This window comes from Streptomyces sp. NPDC090994 (assembly GCF_044768905.1).
Lineage (GTDB): Bacteria > Actinomycetota > Actinomycetes > Streptomycetales > Streptomycetaceae > Streptomyces.
Map to the genome: position 1 here is coordinate 101,947 of NZ_JBIVWS010000013.1, position 20,142 is coordinate 122,088.

At 74.5% G+C, this 20,142-nt stretch carries 17 protein-coding genes and 1 pseudogene; 8 read left to right on the top strand and 10 right to left on the bottom strand.

From position 1 onward, the window contains the following. Positions 1-138: 138 nt before the first annotated feature. Positions 139-1,116, bottom strand: a complete 978-nt coding sequence (locus tag ACIQR3_RS25000; protein ID WP_403542623.1) for a zinc-binding alcohol dehydrogenase — start codon at positions 1,114-1,116, stop codon at positions 139-141. A 103-nt stretch (positions 1,117-1,219) separates the two neighbouring features. Between ACIQR3_RS25000 and ACIQR3_RS25005 the strand changes: the two are divergent. After that, positions 1,220-1,951: pseudogene (locus tag ACIQR3_RS25005) on the top strand (CDP-alcohol phosphatidyltransferase family protein); the annotation flags it as partial. Here the strand turns inward: ACIQR3_RS25005 and ACIQR3_RS25010 are convergent. The 4 genes from ACIQR3_RS25010 to ACIQR3_RS25025 all read right to left on the bottom strand — a co-directional run bounded on the left by ACIQR3_RS25010 (position 1,942) and on the right by ACIQR3_RS25025 (position 7,115). Next, positions 1,942-3,198 (bottom strand): MDR family MFS transporter, encoded by a 1,257-nt coding sequence (locus tag ACIQR3_RS25010; protein WP_403542625.1) that lies wholly within the window; start codon positions 3,196-3,198, stop codon positions 1,942-1,944. The pseudogene ACIQR3_RS25005 and the gene ACIQR3_RS25010 sit on opposite strands and share 10 nt — an antisense overlap. Continuing rightward, positions 3,195-4,988, bottom strand: coding sequence for an ABC transporter permease subunit (locus ACIQR3_RS25015; RefSeq protein WP_403542626.1), 1,794 nt, complete (start codon positions 4,986-4,988; stop codon positions 3,195-3,197). Before ACIQR3_RS25015 ends, ACIQR3_RS25010 begins: the two co-directional genes overlap by 4 nt. 3 nt (positions 4,989-4,991) lie before the next feature. Then, the gene (locus ACIQR3_RS25020; RefSeq protein ID WP_403542628.1) at positions 4,992-6,491 is read right to left on the bottom strand and encodes an ABC transporter substrate-binding protein; all 1,500 of its coding nucleotides are present in this window, start codon (positions 6,489-6,491) and stop codon (positions 4,992-4,994) included. A gap of 153 nt (positions 6,492-6,644) precedes the next feature. Then, entirely contained in the window at positions 6,645-7,115 is a 471-nt protein-coding gene (locus ACIQR3_RS25025; protein ID WP_403542777.1) for a GNAT family N-acetyltransferase, read from the bottom strand. A 248-nt stretch (positions 7,116-7,363) separates the two neighbouring features. On the opposite strand from ACIQR3_RS25025, the gene ACIQR3_RS25030 reads away from it, so the two are divergent. Further along, a complete protein-coding gene (locus ACIQR3_RS25030; RefSeq protein ID WP_403542629.1) occupies positions 7,364-8,809 on the top strand; it encodes a hypothetical protein in 1,446 nt (481 codons plus the stop codon). Positions 8,810-8,816: 7 nt separating this feature from the next. Here the strand turns inward: ACIQR3_RS25030 and ACIQR3_RS25035 are convergent, their stop codons facing one another. Genes ACIQR3_RS25035 through ACIQR3_RS25045 form a run of 3 tightly spaced genes read right to left on the bottom strand, consistent with a single transcriptional unit; the run spans position 8,817 to position 10,777 of the window. Then, positions 8,817-9,722 carry a virginiamycin B lyase gene (locus ACIQR3_RS25035; RefSeq protein WP_403542631.1) on the bottom strand — a complete coding sequence of 302 codons (906 nt, stop codon included), beginning with the start codon at positions 9,720-9,722 and terminating at the stop codon, positions 8,817-8,819. Positions 9,723-9,782: 60 nt separating this feature from the next. Further along, positions 9,783-9,959, bottom strand: coding sequence for a DUF397 domain-containing protein (locus ACIQR3_RS25040; RefSeq protein ID WP_403542632.1), 177 nt, complete (start codon positions 9,957-9,959; stop codon positions 9,783-9,785). Continuing rightward, the gene (locus ACIQR3_RS25045) at positions 9,956-10,777 is read right to left on the bottom strand and encodes a Scr1 family TA system antitoxin-like transcriptional regulator (protein ID WP_403542633.1); all 822 of its coding nucleotides are present in this window, start codon (positions 10,775-10,777) and stop codon (positions 9,956-9,958) included. The genes ACIQR3_RS25040 and ACIQR3_RS25045 overlap by 4 nt, the downstream gene beginning before the upstream one ends. A gap of 240 nt (positions 10,778-11,017) precedes the next feature. Here ACIQR3_RS25045 and ACIQR3_RS25050 point away from each other — a divergent pair, with 240 nt between their 5' ends. Beyond that, entirely contained in the window at positions 11,018-11,839 is an 822-nt protein-coding gene (locus ACIQR3_RS25050) for an SAM-dependent methyltransferase (protein WP_403542635.1), read from the top strand. A 4-nt stretch (positions 11,840-11,843) separates the two neighbouring features. Here the strand turns inward: ACIQR3_RS25050 and ACIQR3_RS25055 are convergent, their stop codons facing one another. After that, complete coding sequence (locus ACIQR3_RS25055) at positions 11,844-12,194, bottom strand: DoxX family protein (protein ID WP_403542636.1); 351 nt, start codon at positions 12,192-12,194, stop codon at positions 11,844-11,846. A 151-nt stretch (positions 12,195-12,345) separates the two neighbouring features. On the opposite strand from ACIQR3_RS25055, the gene ACIQR3_RS25060 reads away from it, so the two are divergent. From ACIQR3_RS25060 to ACIQR3_RS25080, 5 genes are all read left to right on the top strand, one after another. Beyond that, positions 12,346-13,197, top strand: a complete 852-nt coding sequence (locus ACIQR3_RS25060) for a LysR family transcriptional regulator (RefSeq protein ID WP_403542637.1) — start codon at positions 12,346-12,348, stop codon at positions 13,195-13,197. A 55-nt stretch (positions 13,198-13,252) separates the two neighbouring features. Further along, positions 13,253-13,999 (top strand): TetR/AcrR family transcriptional regulator, encoded by a 747-nt coding sequence (locus ACIQR3_RS25065; protein WP_403542639.1) that lies wholly within the window; start codon positions 13,253-13,255, stop codon positions 13,997-13,999. Next, positions 13,996-15,156, top strand: coding sequence for an MAB_1171c family putative transporter (locus tag ACIQR3_RS25070; RefSeq protein ID WP_403542641.1), 1,161 nt, complete (start codon positions 13,996-13,998; stop codon positions 15,154-15,156). The genes ACIQR3_RS25065 and ACIQR3_RS25070 overlap by 4 nt, the downstream gene beginning before the upstream one ends. A gap of 308 nt (positions 15,157-15,464) precedes the next feature. Further along, on the top strand, positions 15,465-15,923 hold the full coding sequence (locus ACIQR3_RS25075) for a helix-turn-helix domain-containing protein (protein ID WP_403542642.1): 459 nt from the start codon (positions 15,465-15,467) through the stop codon (positions 15,921-15,923). Continuing rightward, the gene (locus tag ACIQR3_RS25080; protein WP_403542644.1) at positions 15,920-16,543 is read left to right on the top strand and encodes a toxin; all 624 of its coding nucleotides are present in this window, start codon (positions 15,920-15,922) and stop codon (positions 16,541-16,543) included. The genes ACIQR3_RS25075 and ACIQR3_RS25080 overlap by 4 nt, the downstream gene beginning before the upstream one ends. Positions 16,544-16,568: 25 nt before the next feature. On the opposite strand, the gene ACIQR3_RS25085 is transcribed toward ACIQR3_RS25080, so the two are convergent. Beyond that, complete coding sequence (locus ACIQR3_RS25085; protein WP_403542779.1) at positions 16,569-20,126, bottom strand: aminotransferase class I/II-fold pyridoxal phosphate-dependent enzyme; 3,558 nt, start codon at positions 20,124-20,126, stop codon at positions 16,569-16,571. Positions 20,127-20,142: the final 16 nt, after the last annotated feature.

Here is a 20,142-nt window from a genome sequence, read left to right on the forward strand (position 1 = left end):
TCCGGGTGCGGTGCGCCCGGCGGTTCGGGTGCAGTGCGCCCGGCGGTTCGGGTGCAGTGCGCCCGGCGGTTCGGGTGCAGTGCGCCCGGCGGTTCGGGTGCGGTGCGTCCGGTAGTACGGCCCGCCCCCGCCTCCCGTTCAGCGGTCGTAGCGCACCCGGTGGCACAGCGCGGGCAGTTCTCCGGTGGCCAGCCGCGGCAGGACGTCCGGCAGTTCCTCGAAGGCGCACTCGCCGGTGACGAGGGCGTCCAGCGCGGGGTCGGCGAGCAGGTCCAGGGCGAGGGCGAGCCGGTCGGCGTGGGTGCGGCTGCCGGACCGGGCCGGGGAGACGGTGCCGACCTGGCTGCCGCGCACGGTCAGGCGGCGGGAGTGGAAGGCCTCGCCGAGCGGCAGGGCGACGTCGCGGTCGCCGTACCAGCTCAGTTCGAGCACCGTGCCCTCGGGCCGGAGCAGTTCGAGGGAGCGGGCCAGGCCCGCCTCGGTGGCGCTGGCGTGCACCACGAGGTCGCGGTCGCCGAGGGCGTCCCCGGGCAGGGCGAACCCTGCGCCGAGCGCGGCGGCCACCTGTTCTCGTGCCGGGTCGGCGTCGACCAGCTGGACGTCCACGCCGGGGAACCGGGCCAGCAGCGCGGCGACCGAGCAGCCGACCATGCCGCCGCCGACCACGGCGATCCGGTCGCCGATCAGCGGGGCCGCGTCCCACAGCGCGTTGACGGCGGTCTCCACGGTCCCGGCGAGCACGGCCCGCCCGGCGGGCACGGACGGCGGCACCTCGGTGACGGCGGCGGCCGGGACCACGTAGCGGGTCTGGTGCGGGTACAGGCAGAAGACGGTACGGCCGACGAGCGCGGCGGGCCCCTCCTCCACCACCCCGACGCTGAGGTAGCCGTACTTCACCGGGCCCGGGAACTCCCCCTCCTGGAACGGCGCCCGCATCGCCGCGTACTGGCCGGCGGGCACCCGGCCGTCGAACACGAGGGTCTCGGTGCCCCGGCTGACCCCGCTGAAGAGCGTGCGCACCAGCACCTCCCCGGGGCCGGGCTCGGGCAGGTGCACCGGGCGGATCGCGCCCTGTCCCGGCGAGTCGAGCCAGAAGGCGGCGGCGGTGCGCGTCATCGGGTTCCTCCTGAACGGTCGGCGGGCGGCCCACGTACCGAGGGGGCACAGGCCGCTGGGTGGCGGCGCTGACCGACTCTGTCACACGGCCGGAGGATGTTCGGTGGCCCTGAACGACATGTACGACGCCCGTCCCGCGCGGTGGGAGACCGCCGCCGGCGCGGGCGCGCAGGTCCTGCTGCTGGCGCTGCTCGGCGCGGCGCACGGCATGGGTCCGGCCGGCTGGCTGACCGGGCTCGTCTTCGCGGGCGCCACCTGGGCGGTGCTCTCCCGGGCCCTGCACCGCACCCGCCCGGCCGTCTTCGGCCCGGCCAACCGCGTCACCCTCGGCCGGGCCTGCCTGGTCGGTGCCGTCACGGCCCTGGTCGCGGACTCCTTCCGCGCCGCGCCGCCCGTCTCCCTGCTGGTCGGCCTGACCGCCGTGGCGCTGCTCCTGGACGGCGTCGACGGCCACGTCGCCCGCCGCACCGGCACCTCCACCCCCCTGGGCGCCCGCTTCGACATGGAGGTGGACGCGTTCCTGATCCTGGTCCTCAGCGTGTACGTGTCCGTCCGACTGGGCCCGTGGGTGCTGCTGATCGGCGCGATGCGCTACGTCTTCGTCGGCGCCGCCCGCGTCCGGCCCTGGCTGTCGGCGCCCCTGCCGCCGAGCCGGGCCCGCAAGACGGTGGCCGCGCTGCAAGGCGTCCTGCTGCTGGCGGCGGGCGCGGAGCTGCTGCCGCGCGCGGTGAACACGGGACTGGTGCTGACGGCGCTGGCTCTGCTGGTGTGGTCGTTCGGCCGGGACGTGCTCTGGCTGCGGCGCACCTCCCGGGCCGGTGCGGCTCAGGCGGCCGTACCGGCGCCGGTCGCCCTCCGCGGGCGGGGCAGCAGCACCGCCGCCGCCACCGGCACCGCGGCCAGCACCAGCCACGGCACCGCCGCCGGCAGCCCGCTGTCCAGCAGGGAGCCGGTCAGGGAGCTGCCGAGCAGGACGATCAGCCCGGAGACCGAGGACAGCGCGCCCGTGTACAGGCCGAGCCGGCCGTCCTCCGCGAGGTCGGGGACCCAGGCCCGGGCGACGGGCGCGACCAGCATCTGGCCGAGGGTGAGCAGGACGACGAAGGCGGCGGCGGGCAGCAGCCCGGCCGTGCCGGTCCAGTCGGCGGGGCGGGCCGCCGCCACCGCCGCGAACCCGGCCGCGACCAGCGCCAGGCCCACCGTCATGGACCGGCGCGGGGTCAGCCGCCGGCCCGACCACCGGGTGACGGGCAGTTGGGCGGTGACGACCAGCAGCGAGGACAGCGCGAACAGCCAGGCCAGCGGCGACTGGGAACCGGCCGCCCGCTCCACCTCGGCGGGCAGCGCCAGGTAGAACTGGTTGTAGGCGAGGAGGTAGGCGCCGTACGCGCAGCACAGGGCCAGGAAGGGCCGGTTGCGCAGCAGCAGCCGCGCGCCGCCCGTGGCGCGGACGCGGGCCCGGCCGGGGACGCGCTGCGGGAGCAGCCAGGCGTGCCCGGCGAGGACGAGGACGAAGATCCCGGCGCCGGCCAGGCAGGCGGTGCGGAAGTCGACGGCGAGCAGCAGCGCGCCGAGCAGCGGTCCCACGAACGCCCCGGCCTGCCCGGCGACCGTGAACAGCGCGAGCACCCGGGTGCGGTCCTCGCCGCTCTCCTCCTCCCACAGCACGGCCTGCCGGGCCACCTCCGACTCGACGGCGGGCGAGAACAGCGCGGCGGCGAACCCGATGAGCAGCACCGCGCCGACGACCGCCCAGGTGGCGTCGGCGTACCCGAGCCAGGCGAACCCGGCGATCCGCAGCACGCACCCGGCGAGGACGACGGGCCGGATGCCGTACCGGTCGGCGAGCGCCCCGCCGACCACGAACAGTCCCTGCTGGCTGAAGGTGCGCAGCCCCAGCACGAACCCGACCAGCCACCCCGCCATGCCGATGCCCTGACCGAGGTGTTCGGCGAGGAAGGGCAGCACGGCGTAGAAGCCGACGTTGAAGGCGAGCTGGGTGAGGACGAGCAGGCGCAGGAGCGGGGAGAGCCGGGTGCGGCCGGAGGCCGTGCGGAGCGCGCCGGCGGGGGTCGCGGTCACCTCGCCCCCACCAGTTCCTTGGCCGTCTCCGGGGTGGCGGTCTCCGAGGTGTCCGTACGGTGCGTACGGCGTCGGCGGGGCAGGCGTACTCCCCCGGCGGCGGTGACGGCCAGCGCCCCGAGCAGGGCGAGGACGACGGCGGGGGCGAGGACGGCCCAGGGGGCGCGTTCGGCGTAGGGCTGGTTCTCGGAGAGCAGCAGGCCCCACTCGGGGGACGGCGGCTGGGCGCCGAGGCCGAGGAAGCCGAGCGAGGCGAGGGCGAGGGCGACGCCGGGCAGCCGGATCAGGGCGTGCCGGAGCACGGGCGGCAGGACGGCGGGCAGGAGTTCGCGGCGCAGCAGGTGCCAGCGGCCCGCGCCGATCCCCCGGGTGGCCAGGACGTGCAGGGTGGCGCGTTCCTGCTGGAGCAGGGCGGCGGTGTGCGCGGCCAGCGGGGCCCAGGCGACGGCGGTGACGGCGAGGACGGGGGTGGCGGTGCCGCTGCCGGCGACGGCGGTGACGAGGAGGGCGAGCAGGACCGGCGGGACGGCGTTGACGGTGTCCACCAGCGGCCCGGAGATCCGGGGGACGAGGCCGAGCAGGACGCCCGCGACCAGGGCGGCGGCGCTGATGGTGAGGGCGAGCAGCAGGGTGGACAGGGCGCCGTGGCCGACCCGGGCGAGCAGGTCGCGGCCGAGGGAGTCGGTGCCGAAGGGATGGGCGAGGGAGGGCGGGCTGAGCCGGGCGCCGGTCTCGACGGCGAGGGGGTCGCGGGGCAGGCCGAGCGCGACGACGGCGAGCAGGACGGCGGCCAGGCCCAGCGGCAGCAGGCCCCGGGCGGGCGGGGTGGGCCGGTGCAGGGTGGACAGGGCGCCGTCGCGCAGGGCGGGCCCGGTGAGCAGGTGGGCGGCGAGCCGGGCGCCGCCGGTGGCGACGGCGGCGAGCAGCACCAGGGCGAGGGTGCCGGCCTGGAGGACGGGCAGGTCCTGGGCGAGGGCGGCCTGGAGGGTGGTGCGGCCGAGGCCGGGGATGTCGAAGATCTGCTCGACGGCGACGGCCCCGCCGGTCAGGCCGACGACGAACAGGCCGAAGTTGGGCAGCAGCGCGGGCACGCAGCGGCGTACGGCGTGGCGGGCGACGCGCCGGCCGGTCAGTCCGCGGGCGGCGGCGGCCAGCGCCCACGGCTCGGCGAAGGCGCCGGGCAGCAGGTCGTCGAGGAGCCGGCCGAGGACCGCCCCGGCGGGCAGGCCGAGGGCGAGCGCGGGCAGCAGCGTGTACTGCGGTCCGTACCAGCCGAGCGCGGGCAGCCAGCCGAGCTGGACGCCGACGACGGTGGCGAGCACGGAGGCGAGGAGGAACTCGGGGAGCGCGGCGACCATCGCGGAGACCGTGCCGCGGGACCGCCGGCCGTCGAGCCGCCGCCGGGCGCCCAGCCGGAGCGTACGGGCGCAGACCGCGCCGGCGGTGAGGACGGCGACGACCAGCGCCACCGCCATCAGCAGCACCGACACGCCCAGCGCCTGGAGCACGCCGGGCAGCACGTCGGAGCCGGAGATCCAGGACTGCCCGGCGTCCCCGCGCAGCAGTCCGCCGAGCCACTTCCCGAGCAGCGGCAGCGGGCCGTCACCGAGCCCGAGCTGCTCGCGGACGGCGTCCAGCACCTCGGGGGTGGGGTCCCGCTCGGCCGACCGTGCCTTGAGGACGGTCAGCGCGGGGTCGGTGCGGGTGAGCCAGGGCAGCAGCCCGATCCCGCACACCAGTCCGGCCGCGAGCAGTACCCGCCACGCGGCGGCCGTCACCTGCTGCCGCACGGCTCAGCGCCGCGTTCCCGTGCCGACGAGGGTGCGCTCGTAGGGGTCGAGGACGACACCCTGCACGCCGTCGGCGACACCGGTGATGATCCGCTGGTGGACGAGCGGCACCACCGCGTCGGTCCCGAGGACGCGGGCCTCGGCGGCCATGGCGGCGTCGCGCCGCTTGTCGGTGTCGGTGACCTGCTCGGCCTTCGCGACCGCCTGGTCGACGTCCTTGTCGCAGAGCTGGGCGATGTTGAAGTCGCCGTCGCAGGTGTAGTCGCTGGCGAGGATGGAGACCGGGTCGCCGGTGTCGAGGAGGGTGTTGCGGGCGAGGACGAACGCGTCGAACTTCCCGTCCAGGGCGTCGCTCTCCAGCCGCGAGTACTCGCGCACGGTGAGCTTCACCGTGAACCCGGCCTTCTCCAGCTGCTCCTTCACCACCTGGGCGACCTCGGGCAGTTCGGGCCGGTTGTCGTAGGTGGCGAGGGTGATGGTCTGCCCGTCGGCCTTCTCGGCGGTGACGCGCCCGACCGGCTTCTGGCGCTTGCCCTCGGCCCAGGTGACGGCGGGCCCGTAGATACCGGCTCCGGCGTCCCCGTACCCCTCGTACACGTCCTTGGCGAAGACGGAAGTGTCGATCGCGGCGCGGGCGGTGGCGCGCAGTCCGGCGTCCTTGAGGGGGCCGGAGGAGGCGTTGAGGAGGAGGCTGGTGGTGCGGGTGGTGGCGGTGTCGCGCCGGGTTCCCTTGTCCAGGGTGGCGGCCTGGGAGACGGGCACGGCCTCGGCGATGTCCAGTTCGCCCGTGCGCAGGGCGTTGGCGCGGGCGGTGCCGTCGGCGATGAACCGGGCGTCGATGCCGGACGCCTGGGCCCGGCCGCCCCAGTAGTCGTCGAACCGGTCGAGGGCTGCGGAGGTGGTCCCGTTCACCTTGGTGATCTCGAAGGGCCCGGTGGCGGTCCCGACCGGGTCGGCCTTGTCGCTCTTCCGGTACGCCTTCGCGGAGAGGATGGCGAGGGAGGGGCTGGAGAGCCGGAGCGGGAGTACGGGGTCGGGCTCGTCGGTGGTGATGGTGACCGTCCGGTCGCCGCCGGCCTTCGCGGTGAGGCCGACGCCGGACAGGGCGGCCGGCGCGGGCTCCGCCGCGACGGCGTGCGCGAGGGAGTCGGCGACGGCGGCCGGGGTGACCTCCGTGCCGTCCTGGAAGGTGGCCTCCCGCAGCGTGAACGTCCACGTCGTGCTGTTCTTCTGCTGCCAGGACGCGGCGAGCGCGGGGGCGGCGCTGCCGTTGGCGTCCAGCGAGGTCAGCCCCTCGGTGACGCCGAGCCGGCTGAGGAGGGTGGCGTCGGCACCGTACGGCGAGAGGTTCTCGGCGGGCGGGAAGGCGAGTGCGACCCGCAGCCGGGAGCCGTCACCGTCGTCGGACCCGGAGTCCGAGCCGCCGCCCGAGGAGAAGCAGCCGGCTATCAGCGGAAGGAGCAGGAAGGGGGCGAGCAGCCGAAGGCGGCGGTGGGAACGCATGGTCCTCGGTTCGATCGGATTCGGGCAGGTCGGACAGGTGGCAGCGGGTGGCGGCGGGTGGCGGTGGTGCGGGGTCAAGCCTACGTGGAAACCATTTCCACGAACACAGTCACCCCATGGTCACCCCATGGTCAGGACATGGTCAGGGCATGGTCAGGGCATGGGGACGTCGAAGTGCACGATCCCCTGTCCCCCGCCGGCGTCCTCCCGCTCGTCGTGGACCACCTTGGCGAGCGACCTCCAGAAGGGCTCGGCACCGGTGACGGCGGGGTCGGTGTGCAGGTAGACGGCCCGGTATCCGCCGTCGGCGGCGGCGAAGGCGAGCAGTTCGTCGACGAGCCGCCGCGCCAGTCCGCGCCGCCGGTGCTCGGGCCGCACGTAGACGCGCCGCAGCTGCGCCGTCACGCCCGAGGGGTACTTCTCGGCGACGTGCGCGGGGTTCGGCGGGTGCGCGGGCCCACGGCTGTCGAGCGCCCCGGTCGCGACGACCTCGCCCGCCTCGTCCACGGCGACGAGGAGCGTGTGCCGCGCGGGCGTGAGATAGGCGCCGTCCAGATCGATGATGTCGCGGTGCCACCGGGGCACGTACCCGCTGCCGAAGTCGCGGTAGACGGTGTCGAGCATGACGGCTCGGGCGGCGTCGAGGTCGCCAGGGGTCGCCGGACGGATGCTGTAGTGGTGTTCGCGCACTTGCGCATCATATGCATTAAACCTGTATGCCCTGATCAGTGGCCCCCTGAAGACCTTTCGGCCCCGCGTACAACCTTTTCACCTGCTTTCGAGTCGATCTGTGCGCGTCCATGCAGTCCCTGGGCAGCCCGCGCTCCGCCCGGGGTCACGGCTCCCGGCTCACCATCCGCTGAGAGACCCCGTTGACCCACAGCACCACCACCCGGCGGGACGGCCCCGCCCCCTCCCCCGCCGAGGTACGTGCCGAGCGCCGCCGTCTCGTCGAGTCCGTCCGCGCCCTGCGCCGCCTCCTCGGCAAGCGCCCCGCCTTCGAGATCGCCGACCGGCGTCGCCTCAACCGTGAGAAACGCGACCTGGACCGCGCCGCCGCCGCGCACGCCAAGGCAGTGCGCCGCGCCGAGGCCCGGCGGGCACGCCAGGAAGGCTCCCTGACCCGGCAGCTCGCCGGGCTCGACGGCAAGCAGCAGAGCCAGGAGCAGCGCGCCCTCGCGGTACTGCGCCGGGAGTCCGTCGCCCGCGCGCTCGGCGGCACCCGCCTCGACGCCCGCGAGATCAACGGCATCGGCACCGGACTGGTCCGCGACCTGGCCGCCCACGGCATCCGGACGGCGGCGGACTTCGACCGCGTCAGCTGGGGCAAGGCGCCGGGCGGCCGGGGCGGCCAGGTGCTGTACATCCACCGCACCCAGGGCGGCCGGGTCCACATCAACGGCATCGGCGAGCACCGCGGCCGGCCGCTGATGGCGTGGCGCGAGGCAGCGGTGGCCCGCGCCGAGGCCCGGGCGCCCCGCACCCTGCCGCCGGACGAGCGGCACCGCATCGCCGAGATCATCGAGGCCGGACGCGCCCGTCTGCGCGCGGAACTCGCCGAGGTGCCGCGCACCGCCGAGGCCGCCCGCGCCGAGGCCGGACAGGACTACGCCGCGACGCTGGACCGGCTCGGCGGCGGCCACCGCGCGGCGGCGGACCGGGCGGCCGAGCGGCGCGCGGAGTTCGACGCGATGGCCGAACAGCTGCGCGCCCTCCAGGCGCAGCTGGCGGCCCACCGCGACCGGTACGGCGACGCCGGCATCGGCCGCCGCATCCGCCGCGCACAGACACGGGCCCTGCGCCCGGCACCGGAGGGGCCGCCTGCCGGTACGCCGGTTCCGTCAGCGGACGACCAGACGGACCAGACGGACCAGACGGACCAGACGGACCAGACGGATCAGACGGATCAGACGGACAGAGCAGACCAGTACGCACCGGCCCCCGGCCCCCACCCGCACCCTCACCCCCGCCCGACCCTCCTCTGGCTGATCCCGATCGTCTTCCTCGGCCTCACCGCGCTCCTGGGCGTGGGCGAGCCGGACGCCACGGCACCCGCGTGGTTCAGGGCCGGCACACGGCTCGTCGCCCTGGCGGCCGCTGTGGAACTCCTCCGCCTCTGGCTCCCGCGCAGACGCCGGCGTACGGCGGCGCCCCTGCCGCCCGGCACCGGCCCGCTGACCGCGGGCGCCTTCTTCGCCCTGCTCGCCGCGGGCATCCTGGCGGACGCCGATCCGGACGACGGCGCCGGATGGGCCGCCGCGGCCGTCTCCCTGGCCCTCGTCGCCTTCGGCGCCGTCCGCCGCGTACGCGAGCGCTGAAGACCGGCTACGGCACCACCCGTGCGACCGCCCCTGTCTCCAGGGCCACCCACAGCGCGCCGTCGGGCCCGAGGGTGATGCCGTGCGGTTCGGACGACGGCGACGGCAGGTCGTACGCGGTGATCTCCGCCGTCCCGTCGCCGCTGGCGGTGAGGTGCCCGACGCGGCCCGCACCCCACTCGGTGAACCAGCAGTCCCCGGCCGCGACGGCCGTGATGGCGTGCGGCCGGGCCGTGCGGTCGGGCAGCGGGAACTCCGTGATGTCGCCGTCCACCGAGATCCTGCCGACCTGGCCCGCCCCGATCTCGACGAACCACAGGGCCGTGCCGTCACTGGTGATCCCCACGGGCGCGGCGTCCGCGGTGGGCAGCGGGTGGACGGTGACGTTCCCGCCGGTGGTGACGCGCCCGATGGCGTTGGCCTGGTTGAGCGCGCACCACAGGGCGCCGTCCGGGCCCGCCGTGATCGCCGCAGGGAAGGCGCCGGTGACCGGAAGGCCGAACTCGGTCACCTCTCCCCCGGTGGTGATACGGCCGACACGGCTGGTGTTCATCTCCGTGAACCACAACGCGCCGTCCGGACCCGCCGCGATCCCGTAAGGCCCGCTGTCGGGCGTCGGCAAGGCGAACGACTCCTGCTCCCCGTCCGGGGTGAGGCGGCCGACGCGGTGGTCCTGGGACCGGGTGAACCACAGCGCCCGGTCCGGCCCGGCGGTGATCACGGTGGGCCGGCACGAGGGAGAGTCCAGCGGATACTCCGTGACTCCCCCGTCGGGCGTGAGACGCGCGACGCGACCGGCGTGCACGAAGGTGAGCCACAGGGCGCCGTCGGGCCCGGCCGCGATCCCGTAGGGCCCGGCCTCCTTGCCGGCCACGGAGAACTCTTCGATGAGCGGTGCGCCGGTGCGGTGCACGACAACCCCCCTGCGGGTGAAGTGAGGACGGCGAGCGTCGGGTGACGGCTCCCGCCCCGGTCAGTCGCCGACGAACCCGATGAAATCCCCCCAGGCGGCGGGGGTGACGGCGAAGGACGGCCCGTCCGCCGCCTTGGAGTCACGGACCCGCACACCACCGGAGGCGTGCGCTATCTCCACGCAGTCATCGCCCTCGGACCCGCTGTAGCTGCTCTTGAACCAGTCAAGCTCGCTCATGGCGCTCCTCGCATCCGTCGCAGCAACTCGGCCGAGTCCGCGGGAGACAGGGCCTGTGAACGCATTTTCGCATAGCGCATCTGCATGACACTGACCGCTTCTCGGTCGGTGACGAGCTGCCCGGTCTTCTGCCCCTCCGAATACCCCACCCACTGCCGCTCGGGAGTCTCCAGCAGCCGCATGGGCCCATCCGTACCCGCGTGATGAGGCTGCCGCAGCGGCATGATCTGCAACTCGACGTTCCACAACTCCATACACGCGAGGAGGTGGTCGATCAGCTCACGGGTGACCTCCTCCCCTCCGATGTGCCGCAGCAGCACCGCCTCCTCGACGATGAAGCTGAACGCGATCGGCGGAGTGCGCCGCAGCAGTTCCTGCCGGGCCCGCCGCGCGGCGATCCGCTCCTCCAACTGCTCCTCGCTGGGCGGTGGCGGCACATTGAGCATGACCGCGCGGGTGTACGCCTCCGTCTGCAACAGCCCCGGTACGACCCGGCATTCGTAGGTGCACAGGATGACCGCGGTCTCCTCCAGCTGGGCCCACTCCCGGAACCAGACCGCCAGCCCCCGCACCCGTCCGATGTGCCGGGCCATGGCCCGCAGCACACCGAACGCGTCCAGCACCTCCTCCACCCGGTCGATGAACGAGGGCGACGGCAGCCGCCGCCCCTGCTCGACCGAGGCGACGGTGGCGACCGAGTACTCGATGATTTCCGCGAGTCGCTCCTGTGTCAGCCGCGCCCGTTCCCGGAACGCCTTCAACGCCGCTCCGAACGCCTTGAGACTGTCGGACGTCTCGACCGCCCCACTGTTCGCCATGACCGCCGACCCCCTTCTCCGCCGTGTGGCACACGTTGTGGCGGGTACAACGGCCAGGCCTCCGGGCGGGATACGCGCGCAACGCCGTCGGCGCCCGTACAAAGCGCGGTGTACGGGTTCCGGCCCGTCATGTGTTCGACCGGGCCCCGGAGCATGCCAAGATGCGTACCGGCAGCCGACGCCGCTCACCCCCGGCAACACGCGGCTGCGGCACGCGAGTTCAGGACGGAGCCTGGCATCATGACCTCCCTCGGCAGTGACGGCCGGAGTGACACCCCCGCCCACCGGATCGACACCAGCAGGCCGCACCCGGCGCGGATGTACGACTACTTCCTCGGCGGGAAGAACAACTACGAGGTCGACCAGGAAGCCGCCGAGGAGTTCATGAAGGCGGCGCCGGAGGTGCGGGCGGGCGCCCTCGCCAACCGGCGTTTCATGCTGCGCGCCGTCCGGCACCTGGTCGCCGAGTGCGGCATCCGGCAGATCCTGGACATCGGGACGGGCCTGCCCACCGAGCCCAACGTGCACCAGGTCGCACGGGCCGTCGCGCCGGACACCCGCGTCGTCTACGTCGACAACGACCCCATCGTCAGCACCCACTCCATGGCGCTGCTCGACGAGCCCGACACCGCCGTCGTCCTGGCCGACCTGCGCGACCCCCGGGCCGTCCTCGACCACCCGGACGTCCGCAGGCTCATCGACCTCGACCAGCCGGTCGCGCTGCTGCTGGTGGCCGTCGTGCATTTCATCTCCGACGCCGAGGACCCGGACGGCATCCTCGCCACCCTCCGCGACGCGCTCCCGGCCGGCTCGTACCTGATCCTGTCGCACGCGACCGGTGACGTCCACGAGGACGGGCGCGCGAACGCGGCGGCCGTCTACCGCAAGGCCACCGCGTCCATGTCCCTCCGCCCGCACGCCCGGGTCCTGGAGTTCTTCGGCGACTTCTCCCTGATCGACCCCGGCCTGGTCCGGGTCACCGACTGGCGTCCCGAGGAGTCCCCCGCGGCCGACGAACCGCCCATCGGCATCTACGGCGGGGTCGCCCGGAAGGACGGCTGAGCGCTCAGGCCGCCCAGGCCGCCGCCCCCGCGGCGAGCAGCAGAACGGCGTTGAGGGCCACCTGCCGGTCCCCCATCCGCAAGTGGACCGCTGTCGCGCCGACTTGCAGGAGCACGAACCCGATCGCCGCTGCGGGGGACAGCCAGGGGGCGATACCGGTCAGCCTGGGGAGGATCAGCCCGGCCGCGCCCAGTACTTCGACGAGTCCGATGACCCGGACGGCCGCCAGCGGCATGCTGTCCACCCAGGCCATCATCGGCCGCAGCCGCTCCCGGCTCCGTACCGCCTTCACCGCTCCGCTGTAGAGGTAGAAGACCGCCAGCAGGCCGGCGACGATCCAGTAGGCGAGGTTCATGCGGCCACCGCCCGGGGGAAGGCGGTGGCGGGGTCGGCGAGCCGTGCGCTCGCGCGCTGTGTGTCGGTCATGTCCCGATCCCACCGCCGGGGCCCCGCGCCTGTCCAAGACCCGTGCGGCCGGGCCGATACCGCACGGGTATCGTCGCGGCATGGAGCTACGCACGCTGCGCTACTTCGTGGCGGTCGCCGAGGAACTCCACTTCGGGCGGGCCGCCGCCCGGCTGCACATGAGCCAGCCGCCGCTGAGCCGGGCGATCAAGCGGCTGGAGCACGAGACCGGCGCCCCGCTCTTCGACCGGTCGCCCTCCGGTGTCGCGCTCACCCCGGTCGGTACGGTCCTCCTCGACGAGGCACGCGCCGTGCTGGACCGCGCCGACCAGGCCCGCGTCCGGGTCGCCGCGGCAGCCGGCCACGCCACCCTCACCGTCGGCATCCTGGGCGACGGCGGCGACCCGGACGCGGCACGGCTGGCCCGCGCCTACCGACGGCGGCACCCGCACGTCGAGGTCCGCGTCCGGGACACCGACCTGACCGACCCGACCTGCGGACTGCGCGCCGGGACAGTCGATGTCGCCCTGACCCGCGGCCCGTTCGACGAGACCGGCCTCACCGTGCGGGAGCTGCGGGCCGATCCGGTGGGGGCGCTGCTGCGCGCCGACGACCCGCTGGCCCGCCGCCCCGGGCTGGCCCTGGGGGAGCTGGCCGGGCGCGACTGGTTCCGGTTCCCGGAGGGCACCGATCCGCTGTGGCGGTCGTACTGGAACGGCGGGCAGGAGCGCCGGGGGCCGGTGGTGCGCGCGGTCCAGGAGTGCCGGCAGGCCGTGCTGTGGAACGGCACCGTCGGCATGACGCCGCTGGGCCACGACCCCGGGGAGGGGCTCACCGTGGTGCCGCTGACCGACATGCCGCCGAGCCGGGTGGTGGTGGCGTGGCGGGCGGGTGACACCGATCCGCTGGTCCGGTCCTTCGTACGGGCCGCGGTCGCGGTCCACCGCGAGTGACGTGAACCCGCTCAACTGGCCCCTGTCCGTGGTGACTCACGGGTACGGTTTGACCATGGAATCCGGAACGAGTCCCGCCGCCGACACCTCCGTCGGGCCCACGGCGGCCATCAAGACCACCGCACGCCGGCTCCTGGGCACGCTGGGGGCGGGACAGCTGTCCCTGGACGCCGTCGCCGAGGCCGGCGGCCTGTCCCGTACCGACGTGGAAGCCCTCTTCCCGCACCGGGACGACCTGTTGACCGCCCTGATCATCGACGCCTACGACGCGTCCGGCGCCGCCATGGAGCGGGCCGACCGGGAGGCCCGGGAGGCGGGGGCCCCGGCGGGCGCCCGGCTGCTCGCCGCCGCCCGGGCGCTGCGGCAGTGGTCCTTCGACAACACCGCCGAGTTCACCCTCGTCTACGGTTCGCCCGTGCCGGGCTACCACGCCCCGCAGGAGACCGTCCCGCCCGCCTCGCGCACGCCCGCGGTGCTGGCCGGGATCGTGCGGTCCGCGCTGGAGGCCGGCGAACTGTCCCCGCCCCGGCGGACGGTACCGGGGCCGCCGCTGCTGCGGCCGGAGGCCGTGGCGCTGTTCGGCGGGACGCCCGAGGGTCCCTACGCGGACCTCGTCGAGCGCGGCATCGTGCTGTGGAGCGGTCTGATCGGGCTGCTGGTGTTCCAGGTGTTCAGCCGCACCCACGACAGCGTCAGCGACCAGACCGCGTTCTTCGACTTCGCCGTCGCCGTGGCGGCCGAGGGCATCGGGCTGGAGGTTCCCGCGCAAGAGATCACGGGTGGGAACACCGACGGGCCGTGAACACCATCAGAACGCTCTGCTTCGCCATCGCGGCGCTGTCCTCGTACGCCGCGCTCGTGTACCGGCTGGGCCAGGTGCGCCGCAACTGGCGGGACAGCGCCTACCGCACCCTGGTGGCCACGCTGCTGCTGCAGTGCCTCACCTTCACCATGGGGGCCGTGGCCATGGGCGACGGCTCCTTCCTGGGCGTGGGCAACCTCGCCATCCTGGTGATGCACCTCTCGGCGGTCGCCTTCTGCGTCAGCGCGCAGATCATCCTGCTGCACTGGGCGGCCTCCGAGGCGGAGGCCGCCCGCAAGAGCCGTTACTGGCTGATCACCGGCGTCGCCCTCGACGTGGTGCTGACGGTGCTCTTCCTCGTCGCCGACGGCACCGGCCGGCCGTCCTCCGACTTCGACACCGGCAGCGGCCAGCCCCTGGTCCTCACCTACCTGCTGCTCTTCATCGTCTCCCAGGCGGTGCCCTGCGTCACCATCTTCCGGCAGTGCGGCCCCTACGCCCGGATGGCCGACAAGCCCTCGCTGCGGCAGGCGCTGCGGCTGCTGTCCGTAGCGGCGGTGGTCCTGTTCCTGTACTGCACGGCCAGGACGGTCAACATCCTCACCGCCGCGGCCGGCCTCGACATCGGTGCCTGGACGCTCGCCTCCAACCTCTTCAGCGCGGCCGGCATCACCGTCCTGTCGATCAGCCTGACCGTGCCCTCCTGGGGCGCGCCGGCCGTCAGACTGGTGGAGTGGGCGGACAGTTACCGGTCGTACCGGGTGCTGTATCCGCTCTGGCGTGACCTGTACGAGTCCTCCCCGGACATCGCCCTGGAGCCGCCCGGGGCCGGGGCCTCGGTCGCCGACCTCGACTACCGCCTGCACCGGCGGGTGGTGGAGATACGGGACGGCTGGCGGGACCTGCGCCCCTACATCGACCGCGGCGCGGGCGGCGTGGACGGGCCGGGTCCGGAGGCGAGCGAGGAGTCGCGGCAGGCGTTCGCCGAGGCCGCCCGGATCCGGCAGGCCCTGCGCGCCAAGCGGGCGGGCACCGTCCCGGACGACAACAAGGACGCCGCGGACTTCGAAGATCGTGATTCGGACAACTTCGCGGCGGAGACCGCCTGGCTCACCCAAGTCGCCACCGCCTACCGTAAGCTCGGCAAGGTGAGTTGAGAGCTCCCGCCCGGTCCGCTCCCCCGTCGGACCGGGCGGGCCTTTTACGTCCCGGGCCCCGTGGCCGCCCGTCAGCGAGGCCGGGCCGAGCGGTCCCGCCCGACCCGGCCGAACCGGCCCCTCCCCCTGAGGACCGGCCGGACCGACGCCGGAAACCAACTCGGCCACCCCCGTGGACCGAGTTAACTGCCAGCTATCGGCGCGTCCAACGTTGGCGGAGACATGCCCAATTGTCAACTGCCAGCTAATCTGGGAAGCTGACGCTTAGCCAAGGGCATAGCCGAGGGGCGCCGGAGGGAGGATCACCCGTGTCCGAGCCTGACGACCGACCCCTGCTCGCCAAGCGCCTGGACGACCTCTTCAGGACGGTCCGCCCCAAGGGCAAGCACTGGACCAACGCCGAAGTGGCGGAGGAGCTGAAGCGCAACAACCCGGATCTCAAGGTCGGGGGCGTGTATCTGTCACAGCTGCGCACGGGGAAGCGTTCCAACCCCTCGCCGGACCTGCTGGCCGCCCTGGCGCGGTTCTTCGGTGTGTCGGTCGCCTACTTCTTCGACGACGAGGTCGCCGAGTCGGTCCTGGGCGAGCTGGCCGCGGTGGAGGCGCTGCGGCAGGCGGGCGTGCGCGCCGTGGCGATGCGGGCGGCCGGCATGAAGCGGGAGAACCTCCAGGCGATCACCGCCATCATGGACCAGTACCGGCAGTTGCAGGGGCTCCCCCCGGTCACCGACACACCCGAGGCGGAGGGCGGGGGGCCGGCGCGGTGAGGGGGTTCCGCAAGAGCCGGCCGGCCGAGCAGGACCGCCGCAGCCGGCTCAAGAAGCTGCGCAAGGACGGCGCCGAGCTGATCGCCGGTCTCGGCCTGCCGGACGTGGCCGACGTCGCCGAACTCTGCCGCCACCTGGGGACCGTACGCGGCCGGCCGATCACCCTGGTCCCGATGCAGATGCCGGCGACGCACCCGTGCGGCATGTGGGTCGCCGCCCGCGACGAGGACCTGATCTTCTACGACGCCAACACCACCAGCGCGCATCAGGAGCACATCATCTTGCACGAGCTGGGACACATCATCTGCTGCCATCGCGGCGCCGGCTGGCTGGACGAGACGACCGCCCGCCTCCTCTTCCCCAACCTCGACCCCGATCTCGTGCGCGACATGCTCCTGCGCGCCACCTACGACGACGTCCAGGAACAGGAGGCGGAGATCATCGCCTACCTGCTCTCCCAGCGGGTGGGCACCACCCGGGACCACAAGGGGTCCAAGAGACCCAAGGGGTCCCAGGGGTCCAAGGGGTCCAAGGGCACGGCGTCGGCGGAGGAATCCGGCCAAGGCGGGGACACGGACGAGAACGCCGTGCTCAGCCGGATCGCACGCACCCTGATCTGAGAGCACCTGATCCCGGATGCGCCAGTCACCCCCCGGCCGACGCCACCTCCTCGGCCAGCACCGACACCACGCGCCGGATGTCCTCCTCCCGGTGTTCACTGGTGACGAAGAACCGCAGCCTCGCCAGTCCCTCCTCCACCGCGGGATGGAAGATCGGGTCGGCGACGACTCCGCGCGCGTAGAGCCGGTCCGCGACCCCGAGGGTGCGTGCGGAGTCCCCGAGCACACAGGGCACGATCGGGGTGTGGGCGCTGACGCCGGTGGCCAGACCGGCCTCGGCGGCCAGCCGGCGGAAGAGGTCCGCGTTGCGGCGCAGGGCCGCCACGCGCTCCGGCTCCGCCACGATCAGCTCGGTGGCGGCCAGCGCCGCCGCCGCGTTGGCGGGGGTCAGGCCGACGCTGTACACGAAGCCCGGCAGGGTGTGCCGCAGCCACCGCACCATCCTGGCCGAGCCGCCGAGGTAACCGCCGCAGCTGGCGAAGGCCTTGGAGAGGGTGCCCATCCACAGGTCCACGTCGGACCGGCCGACGCCGAAGAACTCCCCGACGCCACGCCCCTGTTCGCCCACCGTGCCGATGCTGTGCGCCTCGTCCACCATCAGCAGGGCGCCGTACCGCTTCTTCAGCTCGATCACGGCCGGCAGCGCGACGAGGTCGCCGTCCATGCTGTACGCGCCCTCGACGGCGATCAGGACGCGCCGGAACCGGGACCGGTTGACCCGCAGCAGGTGTTCCAGCTGGTCCGTGTCGTTGTGGGCGAAGGGGCGTCGCGCCGCGCCGGACAGCGCGCAGCCCTGGAGGATGCTGTCGTGGGCGAGCGCGTCGTGCAGCACGAGGTCGCCCCGGCCGACGAGGTGCCCGATCGCGGTGACGTTGGTGGCGTGACCGCTCACCAGGGCCACGCAGTCCTCGACCCCGAGGAAACCGGCCAGCGCGCGTTCCAGCCGTACCGTCAGCTCGCGTTCGCCGGACAGCACCCGGCTGGCGGAGACCGAGGTTCCGTACCGGTCCACCGCGCGGTGCGCGGCCTCGTCGACCGCCGGGTGGCCACTGAGCCCGAGATAGTTGTAGCTCCCGAAGGACAGATGGGTCCGGCCGTCTATCACGGTGGTGTCGCGGATGGTGCCCTGGTGGACGCGGAAGTAGGGGTACTCCGCGCCGCTGTCCGCGATCGCCCGGAAGCGCTCCTCGAACTGCCGCACCTCGGGGAAGTCGTCGACGCGGGAGGTGGCCGCGTCCCACTCCGGCCGCGGCGCGGCGGCGGACCGCCGCGGCTCGGGCGGCTCGGGCGGCTCGGGCGGCTCGGGCGGCCCGTCGGGGACCGGCCTCCCGCCCGCGTACTCGGCGGCCAGCGCGATCAGCCGTTCCACGGTGAGTCCGGGGGTGTACAGCTCCTCGGTGCGGAAGCCCGGTATCCGCTTGCCTATGCCGACCTCCAGCTCCTCCAGCATCAGCGAGTCGAAGCCCAGATCGGCGACGAGGGCCATCCGTTCCCGCACGTCCGAGGCCGGGAAGACCCCGATCCGCGACACCTCGTCGAGTACGGCGCCGGAGACGCCGGACACGCCACGCGCGGACCGCGCACCCGCCGACTCGGGCACGACGTTCCCGGTCTCGCGGGCCGCGCCGTCCACCACCCGGTGCGGCACGCGCTCCCCGCCCCCGGCCGCCCCAGGGGTACGGACCTCGCCGGGCAGCGGCACGGGCCGTGCCGCACCCGCCCCGTCCACCGGCTCGGCCACGGCACGCCCGGCCTCACGGGCCGACTCGTCCACCACCCAGTGCCGGCGCGGGGCCAGTGGGCTCGGCGGCAGGGTCAGCGGGGGCACGCGTTCTCCGGCCGGGCGCAGCTCCGCGGCCGTGACCGCGCGCTCCGCGAGCCGGGCCAGCGCCGCGGCCCGGGTCTCGCCGGGCAGCGGATCGGCCCGGGGCACCGGCACGGCGGTGCCGGACGGTTCCCCGGGCGGCACGGTGCCCGCCCGCTGCCCGGGCGCCAGTACTCCCGTACGGCCCGCCGCCACGGCCTCGGCCGCCTCGGTCAGCTTGGCGACGGCGTCGGCGGTGTCCTCCACCACCAGGGCCAGCCGTTCGGTGAGCGGGGCGCGGCGGGCGAGGGTGTCGGCCACCTCGGCCGGCGACGGCTGGTCGGCGGCGATGGCCTGGGCCACCTCCCGGGCGTGCCGGGCCAGTCCGGTCCGGTCCCGGGCGCTGAGCAGCAGCAGGTGCGGGGCCTCGTCCGGGTGCGGGCGGGCCGGTGGTGCCGGGCACTCCTCCAGTACGAGGTGGACGCCGGTGCCGCCGAACCCGAAGGCGCTCACGCCCGCCCGGCGCGGCTGTGCGGCGTCGGGCCACGGAGTGGTCCGCGTCGGCACGGTCAGACGCGCGGCGTCGAGCCCGGCGGAACCGGCCAGGCCGAACGCGGGCTGCGGCGGCACGACGCCGCGGTGCACGGCCAGGGCGGCCTTCATCAGCCCGGCCAGGCCGGCGGCGGCGAGCGAGTGCCCGACCACCGCCTTGACCGCGCCGAGGTAGGCGGGGGCGCCGTCCGTCCCGCGCAGCTCGCGCAGGGCCTCGATCTCCACCGGGTCACCGACCGTGGTGGCGGTGCCGTGTGCCTCCAGGTAGCCCACCGCGCCCGGGTCCAGGCCGGCGTCGCGGTAGGCGCGGCGCAGGGCGCGCAGCTGACCGGCGGCCTGGGGCTGCATCCCGCCCTGCACGGTCCCGTCGTTGGCCGTGCCCACCCCGCGGATCACCGCGTAGACCCGGTCGCCGGCCGCGAGCGCGTCGGCCAGGGGCCGCAGCACCAGGATGCCGGCGCCCTCCCCGAGGACGAAGCCGTCGGCCTCCGCGCCGAACGGCAGGCACCGCCCGCTGCGCGAGATGGCGCCGATCCGGCACAGTCCCACCAACAGGTCGGGGGTGAGGACCAGTTGGGCGCCGCCCGCGAGGGCGATACGGCTGCGGCCGGCGCGCAGCGCGTGCACGGCGTTGGCCACGGCGATGAGCCCACCGGAGCACGCGGCGTCCAGCGCGTAACTCTCGCCGTGCAGGTCGAGGACCGAACTGATCGTGCTGGGGCCCATGTTGAGCAGAAGCCCGGCCACGGAGGTGCCGTTCAGCCGGTCGACCGCGCGGACCATCTCCAGCGCCCCGGCACCGTCCGCCCCCTGCCCGTACTCGCCGCCGGCCAGCTGGCGCATCCGTATCTGGAGGGTGCTGATCTCGCGGTACCCGCTCTCGGTGAGGGCGGTGATCACCGAGGTCTCCTCGCGGTCGAACCCCTCGGCCTCCCAGCCCGCGTCCTGGATCGCCTCGCGGGCGAGGTCGATCAGCAGCCGGTGCTGGGGGTCCATCGCCCGGGCCCGGCGCGGCGGGATGCCGTAGTGGGCGGCGTCGAAGTGCCCCACGTCCGGGAGCAGCGCCATGGTGTCGGTGTAGGCGGCGGAGGCGTCGCGGAAGGACTCGCCGAGGAAGGCGGCGGCCCGCCACCGCTCGTCGGGTACGCGGGCGAACTGCGGCCGGGGGTCGGTGAGCAGCCGCCAGTACTGGTTCAGGTCCGCCGCGCCCGGTAAGCGGCAGGCCATGCCCACGATCGCGATG

Coding starts and splice junctions, on each gene's coding strand:
- ACIQR3_RS25000 (WP_403542623.1), bottom strand. CDS start 1,116: ATGACGCGCACCGCCGCCGCCTTCTGGCTCGACTCGCCGGGACAGGGC.
- ACIQR3_RS25020 (WP_403542628.1), bottom strand. CDS start 6,491: ATGCGTTCCCACCGCCGCCTTCGGCTGCTCGCCCCCTTCCTGCTCCTT.
- ACIQR3_RS25025 (WP_403542777.1), bottom strand. CDS start 7,115: ATGCTCGACACCGTCTACCGCGACTTCGGCAGCGGGTACGTGCCCCGG.
- ACIQR3_RS25040 (WP_403542632.1), bottom strand. CDS start 9,959: ATGAGCGAGCTTGACTGGTTCAAGAGCAGCTACAGCGGGTCCGAGGGC.
- ACIQR3_RS25045 (WP_403542633.1), bottom strand. CDS start 10,777: ATGGCGAACAGTGGGGCGGTCGAGACGTCCGACAGTCTCAAGGCGTTC.
- ACIQR3_RS25050 (WP_403542635.1), top strand. CDS start 11,018: ATGACCTCCCTCGGCAGTGACGGCCGGAGTGACACCCCCGCCCACCGG.
- ACIQR3_RS25055 (WP_403542636.1), bottom strand. CDS start 12,194: ATGAACCTCGCCTACTGGATCGTCGCCGGCCTGCTGGCGGTCTTCTAC.
- ACIQR3_RS25060 (WP_403542637.1), top strand. CDS start 12,346: ATGGAGCTACGCACGCTGCGCTACTTCGTGGCGGTCGCCGAGGAACTC.
- ACIQR3_RS25065 (WP_403542639.1), top strand. CDS start 13,253: ATGGAATCCGGAACGAGTCCCGCCGCCGACACCTCCGTCGGGCCCACG.
- ACIQR3_RS25085 (WP_403542779.1), bottom strand. CDS start 20,126: ATGGCCTGCCGCTTACCGGGCGCGGCGGACCTGAACCAGTACTGGCGG.